Origin of the sequence: Pararoseomonas sp. SCSIO 73927, assembly GCF_037040815.1 — a bacterium.
Classification (GTDB): Bacteria; Pseudomonadota; Alphaproteobacteria; order Acetobacterales; family Acetobacteraceae; genus Roseomonas.
In genome coordinates this window covers 4,317,721-4,329,698 of record NZ_CP146232.1, presented here as the reverse complement: position 1 = coordinate 4,329,698, position 11,978 = coordinate 4,317,721, and the positions used below count along the sequence as shown (strand labels likewise).

13 protein-coding genes are annotated in these 11,978 nt (G+C 71.4%); 10 read left to right on the top strand and 3 right to left on the bottom strand.

Translation table 11 applies throughout. The features are described 5' to 3' along the window. Nucleotide 1: 1 nt before the first annotated feature. Complete coding sequence (mtnA, locus tag VQH23_RS20385; RefSeq protein WP_338662501.1) at nt 2-1,105, top strand: S-methyl-5-thioribose-1-phosphate isomerase; 1,104 nt, start codon at nt 2-4, stop codon at nt 1,103-1,105. Between the two features lies 1 nt (nt 1,106). Here mtnA and VQH23_RS20380 read toward each other — a convergent pair whose 3' ends face one another. Together VQH23_RS20380 and nth are read right to left on the bottom strand one after the other, a co-directional pair. After that, nucleotides 1,107-1,295: a hypothetical protein gene (locus VQH23_RS20380; RefSeq protein WP_338662500.1), complete on the bottom strand. Its 189-nt coding sequence runs from the start codon at nt 1,293-1,295 to the stop codon at nt 1,107-1,109. Nucleotides 1,296-1,446: 151 nt separating this feature from the next. Next, nucleotides 1,447-2,196, bottom strand: coding sequence for a Fe-S cluster assembly protein HesB (nth, locus tag VQH23_RS20375; RefSeq protein ID WP_338662499.1), 750 nt, complete (start codon nt 2,194-2,196; stop codon nt 1,447-1,449). A gap of 161 nt (nt 2,197-2,357) precedes the next feature. Between nth and VQH23_RS20370 the strand changes: the two genes are divergently transcribed. Continuing rightward, nucleotides 2,358-3,341, top strand: coding sequence for a tripartite tricarboxylate transporter substrate binding protein (locus VQH23_RS20370; protein WP_338662498.1), 984 nt, complete (start codon nt 2,358-2,360; stop codon nt 3,339-3,341). A 46-nt stretch (nt 3,342-3,387) separates the two neighbouring features. Here the strand turns inward: VQH23_RS20370 and VQH23_RS20365 are convergent, their stop codons facing one another. Continuing rightward, nucleotides 3,388-3,801, bottom strand: a complete 414-nt coding sequence (locus tag VQH23_RS20365; protein ID WP_338662497.1) for a rhodanese-like domain-containing protein — start codon at nt 3,799-3,801, stop codon at nt 3,388-3,390. 167 nt (nt 3,802-3,968) lie between these two features. On the opposite strand from VQH23_RS20365, the gene VQH23_RS20360 reads away from it, so the two are divergent. The 8 genes from VQH23_RS20360 to VQH23_RS20325 all read left to right on the top strand — a co-directional run bounded on the left by VQH23_RS20360 (nt 3,969) and on the right by VQH23_RS20325 (nt 11,973). Beyond that, entirely contained in the window at nt 3,969-4,805 is an 837-nt protein-coding gene (locus VQH23_RS20360) for an ABC transporter ATP-binding protein (RefSeq protein ID WP_338662496.1), read from the top strand. Then, nucleotides 4,795-5,661, top strand: a complete 867-nt coding sequence (locus tag VQH23_RS20355; protein ID WP_338662495.1) for an ABC transporter permease — start codon at nt 4,795-4,797, stop codon at nt 5,659-5,661. Before VQH23_RS20360 ends, VQH23_RS20355 begins: the two co-directional genes overlap by 11 nt. A 126-nt stretch (nt 5,662-5,787) precedes the next feature. Beyond that, nucleotides 5,788-6,951 (top strand): 4-carboxymuconolactone decarboxylase, encoded by a 1,164-nt coding sequence (gene pcaC / locus VQH23_RS20350; protein WP_338662494.1) that lies wholly within the window; start codon nt 5,788-5,790, stop codon nt 6,949-6,951. Beyond that, entirely contained in the window at nt 6,948-7,670 is a 723-nt protein-coding gene (gene pcaH / locus VQH23_RS20345) for a protocatechuate 3,4-dioxygenase subunit beta (RefSeq protein WP_338662493.1), read from the top strand. The genes pcaC and pcaH overlap by 4 nt, the downstream gene beginning before the upstream one ends. Further along, on the top strand, nt 7,663-8,274 hold the full coding sequence (gene pcaG / locus VQH23_RS20340) for a protocatechuate 3,4-dioxygenase subunit alpha (protein ID WP_338662492.1): 612 nt from the start codon (nt 7,663-7,665) through the stop codon (nt 8,272-8,274). The genes pcaH and pcaG overlap by 8 nt, the downstream gene beginning before the upstream one ends. 1 nt (nt 8,275) lies before the next feature. Further along, complete coding sequence (pcaB, locus tag VQH23_RS20335) at nt 8,276-9,622, top strand: 3-carboxy-cis,cis-muconate cycloisomerase (RefSeq protein WP_338662491.1); 1,347 nt, start codon at nt 8,276-8,278, stop codon at nt 9,620-9,622. Then, the gene (locus tag VQH23_RS20330; protein ID WP_338662490.1) at nt 9,619-10,902 is read left to right on the top strand and encodes an alpha-hydroxy acid oxidase; all 1,284 of its coding nucleotides are present in this window, start codon (nt 9,619-9,621) and stop codon (nt 10,900-10,902) included. Before pcaB ends, VQH23_RS20330 begins: the two co-directional genes overlap by 4 nt. Before the next feature lie 93 nt (nt 10,903-10,995). Further along, nucleotides 10,996-11,973, top strand: a complete 978-nt coding sequence (locus tag VQH23_RS20325; protein ID WP_338662489.1) for a tripartite tricarboxylate transporter substrate-binding protein — start codon at nt 10,996-10,998, stop codon at nt 11,971-11,973. Nucleotides 11,974-11,978 lie beyond the last annotated feature (5 nt).

Below are 11,978 nucleotides of genomic sequence, written 5' to 3'. Positions count from 1 at the left end.
CTTGAAGATCAACGGCACGCCCTATCGCAGCGTCTGGCTCGACGCCGACGGCCATTCCATCCGCATCTTCGACCAGACGAGGCTGCCCTGGGCGGTGGAGGAGCTGGTCCTCTCGGACGAGGAGAGCGTGGCGGCCGCCATCAGGTCCATGCAGGTGCGCGGCGCCCCGCTAATCGGCGCCGTCGGCGCCTATGGGCTGGCCATGGCGCTGCGCCGCGACCCCTCCATCGAGAACCTGGAGCGGAGCGCGGCGATGCTGAACGAGACGCGCCCGACCGCCGTGAACCTGAAATGGGCGCTGGACCGCATCTGCGCCGCGGTCCGCAACCACCCGCCGGAGCGCCGGGCCGACGCCGCCTACGCCGAGGCGGCGGCCATCTGTGACGACGACGTGGAGACGAACCGCAGGATCGGCGAGCACGGGCTGGAACTGCTGCAGGAGATCGCCGCCCGCAAGAAGGCCGAGGGGCGCGGGGACGAGCCCGTGCGGGTCCTGACCCATTGCAACGCGGGCTGGATCGCGACGGTGGACTACGGCACCGCCCTCTCGCCCATCTATCAGGCGCATGATGCCGGCATGGACGTGCATGTCTGGGTGGACGAGACCCGGCCGCGCAACCAGGGCGCGCTGACGGCCTGGGAGCTCGGTTCCCACGGGGTGCCGCACACCTTCGTCACGGACAATGCCGGCGGGCACCTGATGCAGCACGGGATGGTGGACATCGTCATTGTCGGGACGGACCGCGTGACGCGGAACGGCGACGTGGCGAACAAGATCGGCACCTACCTGAAGGCGCTGGCGGCAAGGGACAACGACATCCCCTTCTGGGTCGCGCTGCCCCACTCTACCCTGGACATGTCGGTGCGGGACGGGCTGGCGGAGATCCCGATCGAGGAGCGCTCCGCCGCCGAGGTGACGGCGACGACGGGCCGGCTGCCCGAGGGCGGGGTGGGCGCGATCCGCGTGGCGCCCGAGTCGTCACCGGCCGCCAACCCCGCCTTCGACGTGACGCCCGCCCGGCTGGTGACGGGGCTGATCACCGAGCGCGGGCGCTGCGAGGCGAGCGAGGAAGGGCTTTCCTCGCTCTACCCCGAGAAGGTGTGATTCAGGCCACGGGGGAGAGGGCGCGGCGCTCCAGCATGGCCAGGCCGGCCACGATGCCGGTGCCGGAGACGGCGGCGCCGGCCGCGGCATAGGCCGAGATGTCCGTCGCCGTTCCGCCGAGCACGGCGCCGACGATGGTGAGGATGAGCACGAGGCCCGAGGAGATCAGGGCGAGGGCGATGCGGTCCATGCGGAGCCTCCCTGCCCGCCTGAGAGGATTCGGCGGGCGACGGAGGGATGAGGCACCTTTGCCGCGGCGAAGGCAGGACGGGATGATGGCCGAAACGTGGCGCGGGCCAGCCCCGGCGCGTTCCCGCCATACCGAGACAGCATCCCCGGATTCACGCATGCGAAGGGATGGCGGGCTGACGGAGCGTCGACTCCGGTGCCCGCCGGGCCTGCCCCGTCGGGCAGAGGTCCAGCAGCACGCATCGGCTGCAGGCCGGGGAGCGGAAGTGACAGACGCGCTGGCCGTGCAGCATCAGCACCTCGTGGTTGTCGTAGACCTGCTGCGCGTCCCACTCGGCCGGTAGCATCGCTTCCAGAACCCGGTGGGACGGGCCGACCGAGAGGCTGGCGGGGATGAGGCCGAGGCGCTGCGCCACGCGGTGATGGTGGCTGTCCACCGGCAGGGCGCGCCGGCGAAGGGATGAGAAGGACAGGACGGCCGCGCTCGTCTTCGGGCCGACGCCGGGAAGGGATTCGAGCCATTCGCGCGCTTCGGGCACCGGTAGGTCGGCGAGGTGGTCCAGTTCGATCGACCCGCGACGCTCCGTGATGATCGCCAGGATGCGCTGAAGCGCCGGCGCCTTGGCCTCCGGCCAAGTGCAGGGCGCCAGCGCCTCCCTCACGGCCTCCACCGGGGCATCGCGCACCGCCTCCCAGTCCGGGAAGCGATCCCGCAGGTTGCGGAAGGCACGGGCGCTGTCGGCGTTGCGCGTGCGGTGGGAGAGGAGAGAGGAGACCAGCTCGTCCATCGGCCCGTGCTCGTGGAAGTAGGCGATCGGGCAGCCAAAGGACTCGCAGAGCCGATGATGGACCTCGACGAGCTTCTCCCGCGGGCCCCGCTGGGCGCTGGCAGATGCGGGCATTCGTTCCTCCGTCCGGAATGGGTTTCGAACGCCGCAGGCCTGCGCGGGTTCGCGCGAACGTGCTATGGCAGATTCGGCCGGCTTGCTTGACCCCTCGGGGCCGCACGCCCAGCCTCGAAATGGAAACGGCGCGCACCGAACGCGCCCAGGAAAGGACAGGAATGACCATGCCCGGCCCGATGCGGCGCGCCCTTGTTGGGGCGGCTTTCGCGCTCGCCCTCGCCCCGCTCCCCTCCCTCGCGCAGGACGCCTACCCGAACCGGCCGATCCGCATGATCGTGCCCTTCGCGGCCGGCGGCACCACGGACCTGATCGGGCGCCTCGTCGGCGGCGAGATGTCGAAGCGCCTGGGACAGCCGATCGTGGTGGACAACCGCGCCGGCGCCGGCGGCAATATCGGCGCCGAGGCCTGCGCCAAGGCCGCGCCGGACGGTTACACGATCTGCATGGGCACGATCAGCAGCCACGCGATCAACCCCTCGATCTACCCGCGCATCCCCTTCGACAACCTGCGGGACTTCGCGCCCGTGGCGCTGCTGGGCAGCCAGCCGAACATGCTGGTGGTGGCGAACAACATCCCCGCCCGCACCGTGCCGGAGCTGATCGCGCTGATGAAGCAGCGCCCCGGGCAGATCAACTACGGCTCCTCCGGCGTCGGCACCTCCATCCACTTGGCGGGGGAGCTCTTCAGCCAGCTCACCGGCACCACCTCGGTCCACGTGCCCTATCGCGGCAGCGGGCAGATCATGACGGACATGCTGGCCGGCACCCTGCCCATGGCCTTCGACAACTTCTCCTCCGGTTGGCCGCACGCGCGGGAGGGGCGGATCCGCGCCCTCGGCGTGGGCAGCCTGCAGCGCGTGCCGCAGGCGCCGAACGTGCCGACCATCGCGGAGAGCCTGCCGGGCTTCGAGAGCGTGTCCTGGCACGGCGTCTTCGCCCCGGCCGCCACCCCGCCCGCGGTCGTCGCCCGGCTGAACCAGGAGGCGCTGGCGGCCCTGGGCAGCCCGGACGTGCGCGCGCGCTACGAGGAGCTCGGCATCACCGCCGGCACCTTCTCGCCGGACGCCTTCCGCGAATTCGTAGCGGCGGAGACGAAGCGCTGGGGCGATGTCGCCCGCCGCGCGGAGATCCGGGTCGAGTAGTTCGCCCCGAATTCGGGGCGGGGACGCTCCCCCGCCCCGGCCTCGATCAGCGCTGCCGCCAGGGCAGCTCGCTCGCCTTCCATCCCGCGACCCTGCCGCGGTGGCCTTCCCCGTCCACCGGCCCCTCGAACCCGTCGGCCACGTTGTAGGCCTCCGGGAAGCCCGCTGCCTGGGCGGCCTGCGCGGCGGCGAGGGAGCGCGCGCCGGAGCGGCAGAGGAAGTGCAGCTTCGTCAGCGGCGTCGCCCCGGCGCGGCGCAGCTGCTCCACGAAGGCGCCGTTCACCTGCATGGAAGGGTAGAGCTGCCAGGGGATGAGGACGGGCTGCTTTCCGGTGGCCGAGAGATCGGGGATGCCGACGAAGTTCCACTCGGCATCGGTGCGGACATCCACGAGCATCGTCTCGGGGTCCGTCCGCAGCGCCTCGTAGCTGTCCTCTGGGGAGATGTCCTCGACCGGCATGGCGCGTCCTCAGGTTGTGTGGTCGGGGCAGATAGGCCTCGCCGCCGGCCCGCGCCAGGGGCTCCCGGCCACGACCCTGGCGCGGAGCTTGCAAGGCCCTCTCCATGATGCCGGCAATGAACGGCTGACAGGCCCCGGTCGGGGCCGGTTGGGAGAGTGCTACGGGGATGAACGGGTTCGAGAGGCCCTTCGTGGAGATCGACGACGTCTCCATGCGCTACGGTGGCGCGGAGGGCACGCTGGCCCTGCGGCACACCTCCATGCGGATCGGCAAGGGCGAGTTCGTCGCGGTGGTCGGGCCGTCCGGCTGCGGGAAGTCCACGCTGATGCGCCTGGTGACGGGGCTCTGGCCGTGCTCGGCCGGCAGCGTGATCGTGGCGGGGAAGGAGGTGGCCGGGCCGCTCTCCATCGCCGGCATGGCCTTCCAGGCGCCGACCATGCTGCCCTGGCGCACCATCCTGCAGAATGTGATGCTGCCGCTGGAGGTGGTGGAGCCCCACCGTCGGCGCCTGCGGGGCGAGCGCTCCATGTACGAGGAGAAGGCGCGCAAGCTCCTCGCCCTCGTCGGGCTGGCGGGGTTCGAGGACAAGACGCCGCACCAGCTCTCCGGCGGCATGCAGCAGCGCGCCAGCCTCTGCCGCGCGCTGATCCATGATCCCCAGCTGCTGATGCTGGACGAGCCCTTCGGCGCGCTCGACGTCTTCACGCGGGAGGAGTTGTGGGAGCAGCTGGCCGAGGTCTGCCGCATCCTGAAGCCCACCGTCATCCTCGTCACCCACGACCTGAAGGAGGCGGTGTTCCTGGCGGACCGGGTGCTGATCATGTCCGCCCGCCCCGGCCGGATCATCGCGGAACGCCGGGTGCCCTTCGAGCGGTCGCGCAACCTGGACATCACCTACGGCCAGCCCTTCCAGGAGCTGATCCACGAGCTGCGCGAGCACATCAGCGCCGCGCGGCGGGGCGAGGACGTGCCCGCCGTGCAGGAGGCCCCCCATGCCGCTTGACTCCCCTGCCACGAAGCCGGCCGCCACGGCCGCCCAGCTCCGGGTGGAGGCGATGGCGGCCGCGGCCCGCCGCCGCCGGCGCCTTCAGGCCGCCCTGCCCTGGATCATCATCCTCGGCACCTTCGTGGTGTGGGAGGTGATCTGCCAGGCCTTCCAGATCCCGCAATTCATCCTTCCCGCCCCATCCGCTATCGCGGCCAGCATGTGGAAGTGGTGGCTGCCGCTGCTGGACAATTCCTGGCAGACGCTGATGACGACGCTGATCGGCTTCGCCCTCGCCATCGTCTTCGGCCTGCTTCTGGGCGTGGCGATCGGCTCCTCCACCCTGCTCTACCACGGGCTCTACCCGCTACTGATCGCCTTCAACTCCGTGCCGAAGGTGGCGGTGGTGCCGATCCTCGTGATCTGGTTCGGCATCGGCACCGTGCCGGCCATCATCACCGCCTTCCTCATCTCCTTCTTCCCCATCGTGGTGAACGTCGCTACCGGGATCGCGACGGTGGAGCCGGAGCTGCGGGACGTGCTGCGCGCGCTCGGCGCCCGGCCCACGGACATTATCCGCAAGGTCGGCCTGCCGCGGGCGATGCCCTACTTCTTCGCCTCTCTGAAGATCGCGATCACCGTGGCCTTCGTCGGCTCCATCATCGCGGAGACGGTGGCGGCAAATAAGGGCATCGGGCACCTGATGATGCTTGCCTCCTCCCGCTTCGACGTGCCGCTGGTCTTCGCCGGCCTCATCGTTACGGGGGTGATGGGCGTGATCATGTACGTGGTGGCCGTCGCGATCGAGAACCGCACCACCGGCTGGGCTATGCGCGGGCAGGATTCCGGGCAGGTGGCCGTCGCGGGGGTCTGAACCTCGTCCCTTCCTAGCGTCTTTTCCGATGTCTTTTCCTTCGGGGGAACGCCGTGCTAGGCCTTTGGCCGGCGTTTCCCCCAACGAACCCTTTGCGCGGGGAAGGCCGGGGAGAAAGACGGCCGGATGTTCATCGCGCTACGCGGAATGACGGTGCATGTGCGGGTCGAGGGCCCGCCGGGCGCACCGTCGCTTCTCATGCTCCACAGCCTCGGCACCGCCCTCGCGGTCTGGGATCCCCAGGCGGAGGCGATGGCGCGGACGCACCGCGTCATCCGCTTCGATCTGCGCGGACATGGTTTGACCTCCAACGATTCGGCAGCGGAGCCCGCCCGGGGCAGCATGGCCGCCCTCGCGGAGGACGCCTTCGCGGTGCTGGACGCGCTGGGGGTCGGGGCCACCCATGTCGCGGGCATCTCCATCGGCGGGCGTATCGCGATGGAGATGGCGGCCTCGCGCCCGGACCGCATCCTCTCGCTCTTCCTGCTCGATACCGCGCTGGAATTCGCCCCCGCCTCCAACTGGGAGGCCCGTATCGAGGCGGTGCGCGCGGGCGGCGTGGCCTCGGTTGCCGAGGGGGTGATGGCGCGCTGGGTGGTGGACCCCGCCCTGCCCTCCTCCCGCGCCCTGCGCTCGATGCTGCTGGCGACCCCGGCCGAGGGTTACATCGGCGCGGCCGAGGCGCTGCGGGACGCCCGTGCGCAGCCCCTGCTGGGTCGGCTGAGCGGCCCGGCGACGGTGGTGGTGGGAGAGCTGGACCAGGCCACCCCCATCTCCGCCGCCGAGGCGATCCGCGACGCCATCCCCGGCAGCGACCTCATCGTGCTGCCCGGCCAGGCGCATATCCCGACCTTCGAGGCGGCCGAGGCCGTCACGGCGGCCCTGCGCACCCACCTCTCGCCGGCTCCGGCCGGGGATGCGCTGGCGGCCGGCCTTGCCGTGCGGAAGGCGGTGCTGGGCGAGGCGCACGTCGCCCGGTCCCAGGCAGCCGCCACCCCGCTGGACGCCCCGTTCCAGGACTACATCACCCGCAACGTGTGGGGGCAGATCTGGACCCGCCCGGGCCTGCCGCGCCACACGCGCTCCCTCCTTACCCTCGCCGTCACCGCCGCCCTGGCGCGGGAGGGCGAGTTCGGCCTGCACGTGCGGGCCACGCGCAACACCGGCGTGACGCCGGAGGAGATCGCGGAGGTGCTGCTGCAGGTCGGCGCCTATGCCGGCGTGCCGGTGGCGAACCACGCGCTGAAGATCGCCAAAGAAATCCTGGCGGAGATGGAGAAGACAGCATGAGCGAGGTCGTCCACGGCTATCGCCGCCCGAACGCGGCGCACCAGCCGCCGCTGAACTCTCCGGGCTACGGCAGCACCCGCGCGCGCTTCCCCCAGCAGCCCCTGCTGGAGCTGCCGCACACGCTGACGGAGACGAGCAGCCCGGTCTTCACCCCCGCCCGCTACCCCGAGACGGTGGACCTGACGGTGCTGGAGAACGGTGCCGGCCACGCGATGGGCGAGCGGATCATCGTCGCCGGGCGCGTGCTGGACGAGGACGGCCGCCCGGTGCGCCGCGCCATGGTGGAGGTGTGGCAGGCCAATGCCGCCGGCCGCTACAACCACGAGGGCGACACGCACGACGCGCCGCTGGACCCGAACTTCCGGGGCATGGGCCGCGTCTTCACGGATGAGGAGGGCTGGTACCGCTATCTCACCGTGCGGCCCGGTGCCTATCCCTGGCGCAACCACCAGAACGCCTGGCGGCCGAACCACATCCACTACTCCCTGTTCGGCCGGGGCTTCGCGCAGCGCATGATCACCCAGATGTACTTCCCGGGCGACCCGCTGCTGCCGCTGGACCCGATCTTCCACACCGTGGCGGATGAGGGCGCGCGCAACCGCCTCGTGGCGAAGTTTGACCTCGACATCACCCAGCCCGAGCACGCCCTGGGCTATCGCTTCGATATCGTGCTGCGCGGGCATGAGGCGACGCCGATGGAGGAGAACCACCATGACTGACGCGGCCACTCCCGAGCTCGCGCCGTCCGAGGCCACCCTCGTCGCCTCAGCCCACCAGACCGCCGGTCCCTACTGGCACCTGGTGGACTTCCCGGAATGGGCGGACACCACCCGCCACTTCGCGGATGCCTTGCCCGAGGGTGCGGAGAGGATCACTGTAACCGGCACCATCACGGACGGCACCGGCGCGTTGGTGACCGACGCGATGGTGGAGATCTGGCACGCCGATCCCGCTGGCCGCTACCCGGACGAGAACGGCGATCCCACCGCCTTCCAGGGCTACGGCCGCTGCGCGACGGACAAGGCGGGGCGGTTCCGCTTCGTCACCCTCAAGCCCGGCCCCGTGCCGGTGGGGCCCCATGCCGGCGGCAACGCCATGCAGGCGCCGCACATCGCGCTCGCGGTCTTCGCGCGCGGGCTGTTGCAGCATCTCTCCACCCGCGTCTACTTCGAGGGCGAGCCGCTGAACGCGACCGACCCCGTGCTGCGGGCGGTGCCGGAGGCGCGGCGCGGCACGCTCGTTGCCCGGTTGGCCCGCCCGGGCGAGTGGACCCTGAACCTTCGCCTGCAAGGTGAGGGCGAGACCGTGTGGATGGCCGTCTAGCATGAGCGTTAACCCGGCGGACGCCACGGTCTGGGGCGTTCTCTACGGCACCGACGCCATGCGGGCGACGGTGGGCGAGGCGGCGCTGCTGCAGCGCATGCTGGACGTGGAGGCGGCGCTGGCCCGCGCGCAGGCCGGGCTCGGCATCGTGCCGCCGGAGGCCGCGCAGGCCATCACGGAGGCCGCGCGCGCCGAAAGGCTGGACCTGCCGAAGCTTGCGGCGGCCACGCGCAACACTGGCTACCCCGTGGTCGGGCTGGTGAAGCAGCTCGGCGCCCTGGCGGGCGAGGAGGCGGCGCGCTGGACTCACTGGGGCGCCACCACCCAGGACATCCTGGACACGGCGCTAGTCCTGGCGCTGCGCGACGCCTTCGCCCTGATCCGCCGCGACCTGGACGCCACCATCGCCGCCCTGGCGGGCCGCGCGCGGGAGCACCGGGGCACGGTGATGGCCGGCCGCACGCACCTGCAGCACGCCCTGCCGGTGACCTTCGGCTACAAGTGCGCAGTCTGGCTCGCCCCGCTGATCAACGCGCGGGAGACGCTGGAGGCGCTGCTGCCCCGGCTGCTGCGGGTGCAGTTCGGCGGCGCCGTGGGCACCCTCGCCTCCCTCGGGGAAGGGGGTCCTGCCGTGGTTGATGCGCTGGCGAAGGAGCTGGACCTCACGGCGCCGGAGATCCCCTGGCACGTCGCGCGGGACACGGTGACGGAGGCGGTGTGCTGGTGCGGCATCCTCTGCGGCGCGCTGTCCAAGATGGCCACGGACGTGATGCTGCTGATGCAGACCGAGGTGGCCGAGGTATTTGAGCCGCACGAGGCCGGGCGCGGCGGCTCCTCCACCATGCCGCAAAAGCGCAACCCCATCGCCTGCGAGTACGTGCTGGCCCAGTCCCGCGGCGTGCACGCCCTGGTGCCGCAGGTGATGTCCGCCATGGCGCTGGACCATGAGCGCGGCACCGGGCCCTGGCAGGCGGAGCCGCTGGCGATCCCGCAGGCGATGCTGCTGACCCATGGCGCGTTGGATCAGGCGCGGCAGATCGCGGAGGGCATGACGGTGGACGCGGCGCGCATGAGGCGTAACCTGGAGGCAACCGGGGGAGCGATCATGGCGGAAGCGGTGATGATGGGATTGGCGCCGATGCTCGGGCGCGGGGCGGCGCACGACGCCGTGCACCACGCCTGCGACGTGGCGCTGGCAGAGCGCGTCCCGCTGGCCGAGGCGCTGGGCCGGGACGCCGCCGTCGCCTCCCGCCTCGATGCGCCGGCGATCGGGCGCATCACCGATCCCGCCACCTATCTCGGCAGCGCCGGCCTCTTCGTGGACCGCGTCCTGGCGAGGCTGGCATGAGCCCCGCGGACGGTTCCGGCGGGGGCGCGGTCCCCGTCCCTCCCCCTGCCCAGAGCGTCTACCGCACCGTCTCCAAGGGCACGCCCCGCGCGCTGCGGCCGATCCTGGCGCTGGACGACTTCGAGGACGCGGCGCGGCGCCGGCTGCCCCGCCCGCTCTTCGGCTACATTGCCGGGGCGGTGGAGACCAATGCCTCGCGCACGGACAACCGGTCCGTCTTCGGCGAGTGGGCCTTCCGGCCGAACTACCTCATCGACGTCTCCCGCCGCAGCATGAAGACGACCCTGTTCGGGGAGGAGTTCGGCGCGCCCTTCGGCATCTCGCCCATGGGGATCAGCGCCATCATGGCCTATCGGGGCGACCTCGTCCTCGCGCGCGCGGCGCGGGAGGCGGGGATCCCGATGATCATGAGCGGCTCCTCCCTCATCCGCATGGAGGAGGTGGCGCAGGAGTATCCGCGCGCCTGGTTCCAGGCCTACCTGCCCGGGGAGCCCGCGCGGATCGAGGCGCTGGTGGACCGCGTGCAGAAGGCCGGCTTCGGCACGCTGCTGCTGACGGTGGACACCACCACCCTGGGCAACCGGGAGAACAATGTCCGCACGGGGTTCTCCACGCCGCTGAAGCCGAACCTGCGCCTGGCCTGGGACGGGATCACCCATCCCCACTGGCTATGGAACACCCTGCTCCGCACGCTGCGGCACCACGGGATGCCGCATTTCGAGAACTCCTACGCCACGCGCGGCGCGCCGATCATCGCCAAGCACGTGGAGCGGGACTTCGGCGCGCGGGACCACCTGAACTGGACGCACCTCGCCCAGATCCGGCGCCAGTGGAAGGGGCGCCTGATCATCAAGGGCATCCTGACCGGGGAGGACGCGGCCCGCGCCGCCGCGGAGGGGGCGGACGGCGTGATCGTCTCCAACCACGGCGGGCGGCAGCTGGACGGCGCCATCTCCGCCTTCCGCGCCCTGCCGGAGGTGAAGGCGGCGGCCGGCGGGATGACGGTGATGATGGATGGCGGGATCCGCCGGGGCACGGACGTGCTGAAGGCCCTCGCCATGGGCGCGGACTTCGTCTTCGTCGGCCGTCCCTTCCTCTACGCCGCGGCCGTGGGCGGGGAAGCCGGGGTGCGGCACGGGATCGAGCTGCTCTCCTCCGAGGTGAACCGCAACGTCGCCTTCCTCGGGCTGCAGTCGCCGCACGAGATCGGGATGGGGCACCTCGTCCGCGTGGCCGGGGTACCAACGAAGGCGGAACTGGCGGCGGCGCTGCGGGGCTGAGCCGTTCCGCCCCGTGTCCCTTGCGGAGCGGCGCGGCGGGGTGACAGGCTTCTCCCACAAGGTGCGGAAAGCGCCAGCGAGGGAGGAAAGGTCATGCGCATCAGGCGCCGTGGGGTTCTGGGTGTCGCAGCCGGGCTGACCGCGCCGGGCATCGTGCGGGCGCAGGGGGCCTGGCCAAGGCAGCCGGTCCGGCTCATCTGCCCCTTCGCGGCGGGAGGGCCGACCGACGTCGCCGCCCGGATCGTCGCGGACGGGCTTTCCAACATCCTGCCGGAGCGCGTGGTGGTGGAGAACCGTACCGGCTCCGGCGTGGTGGTCGGCACGGAGATGGTGGCCAAGGGACCGAAGGACGGCACCACCTTCCTCTACAGCACCGTCGCGCACTCCGTTCTGCGGGGCCTCTTCAACAATCTCTCCTTCGACCCGGTGCGGGACTTCCAGCCCGTCGCCCTGCTCGGCACCATCCCCATGCTGCTGCAGGTGAACAATCAGGTGCCCGCGCAGGACCTGCGGGCGCTGATGGCGATGATCCGGGAGAATCCTGGCCGGTTCGACTACGGCAGCTCCGGCGCGGGCGGGGCGGTGCACCTTGCGACCGAGCTGTTCCTGCACGCGGCGGGCGGGTTGAAAATGAACCACGTTCCCTACCGCGGGGCCGCGCCCGCCATGCCGGACCTGCTGAACGGCAGCCTGACCATGTTCCTCAACGTCGCCTCCGACGGGGTGGAGAGCGTGAGGCGCGGCCAGACCAGGGGACTGGCGATCAGCTCAGCAAAGCGGATGCCCCAATTGCCGGACCTCCCAACCTTCTTCGAGGCCGGGCTGCCGGGCTACGAGGCCTATACCTGGCACATGCTCCTCGCCCCCACGGGCACGCCGGAGGAGATCGTGCGGAAGCTGAACGAGGCAGCGAACGCCGTGGTGCGGGACGGGCGCGCGCAGCAGCGCTTCACGGATATGACGATCGAGCCGCGTTCCGACACCACGCCCGCCACCGCCTCCGCCTGGCTCGCGGCCGAGATCGCGAAGTGGGAGCCGGTGGTCAAGACAATCGGGATGACGCCCGCCTGAGGAGA

Excerpts from the sequence above, each read along its gene's own strand:
- VQH23_RS20380 (WP_338662500.1), bottom strand. The coding sequence starts at position 1,295 with ATGGACCGCATCGCCCTCGCCCTGATCTCCTCGGGCCTCGTGCTCATC.
- nth (WP_338662499.1), bottom strand. The coding sequence starts at position 2,196 with ATGCCCGCATCTGCCAGCGCCCAGCGGGGCCCGCGGGAGAAGCTCGTC.
- VQH23_RS20370 (WP_338662498.1), top strand. The coding sequence starts at position 2,358 with ATGACCATGCCCGGCCCGATGCGGCGCGCCCTTGTTGGGGCGGCTTTC.
- VQH23_RS20365 (WP_338662497.1), bottom strand. The coding sequence starts at position 3,801 with ATGCCGGTCGAGGACATCTCCCCAGAGGACAGCTACGAGGCGCTGCGG.
- VQH23_RS20360 (WP_338662496.1), top strand. The coding sequence starts at position 3,969 with ATGAACGGGTTCGAGAGGCCCTTCGTGGAGATCGACGACGTCTCCATG.
- VQH23_RS20355 (WP_338662495.1), top strand. The coding sequence starts at position 4,795 with ATGCCGCTTGACTCCCCTGCCACGAAGCCGGCCGCCACGGCCGCCCAG.
- pcaC (WP_338662494.1), top strand. The coding sequence starts at position 5,788 with ATGTTCATCGCGCTACGCGGAATGACGGTGCATGTGCGGGTCGAGGGC.
- pcaH (WP_338662493.1), top strand. The coding sequence starts at position 6,948 with ATGAGCGAGGTCGTCCACGGCTATCGCCGCCCGAACGCGGCGCACCAG.
- pcaG (WP_338662492.1), top strand. The coding sequence starts at position 7,663 with ATGACTGACGCGGCCACTCCCGAGCTCGCGCCGTCCGAGGCCACCCTC.
- pcaB (WP_338662491.1), top strand. The coding sequence starts at position 8,276 with ATGAGCGTTAACCCGGCGGACGCCACGGTCTGGGGCGTTCTCTACGGC.
- VQH23_RS20330 (WP_338662490.1), top strand. The coding sequence starts at position 9,619 with ATGAGCCCCGCGGACGGTTCCGGCGGGGGCGCGGTCCCCGTCCCTCCC.
- VQH23_RS20325 (WP_338662489.1), top strand. The coding sequence starts at position 10,996 with ATGCGCATCAGGCGCCGTGGGGTTCTGGGTGTCGCAGCCGGGCTGACC.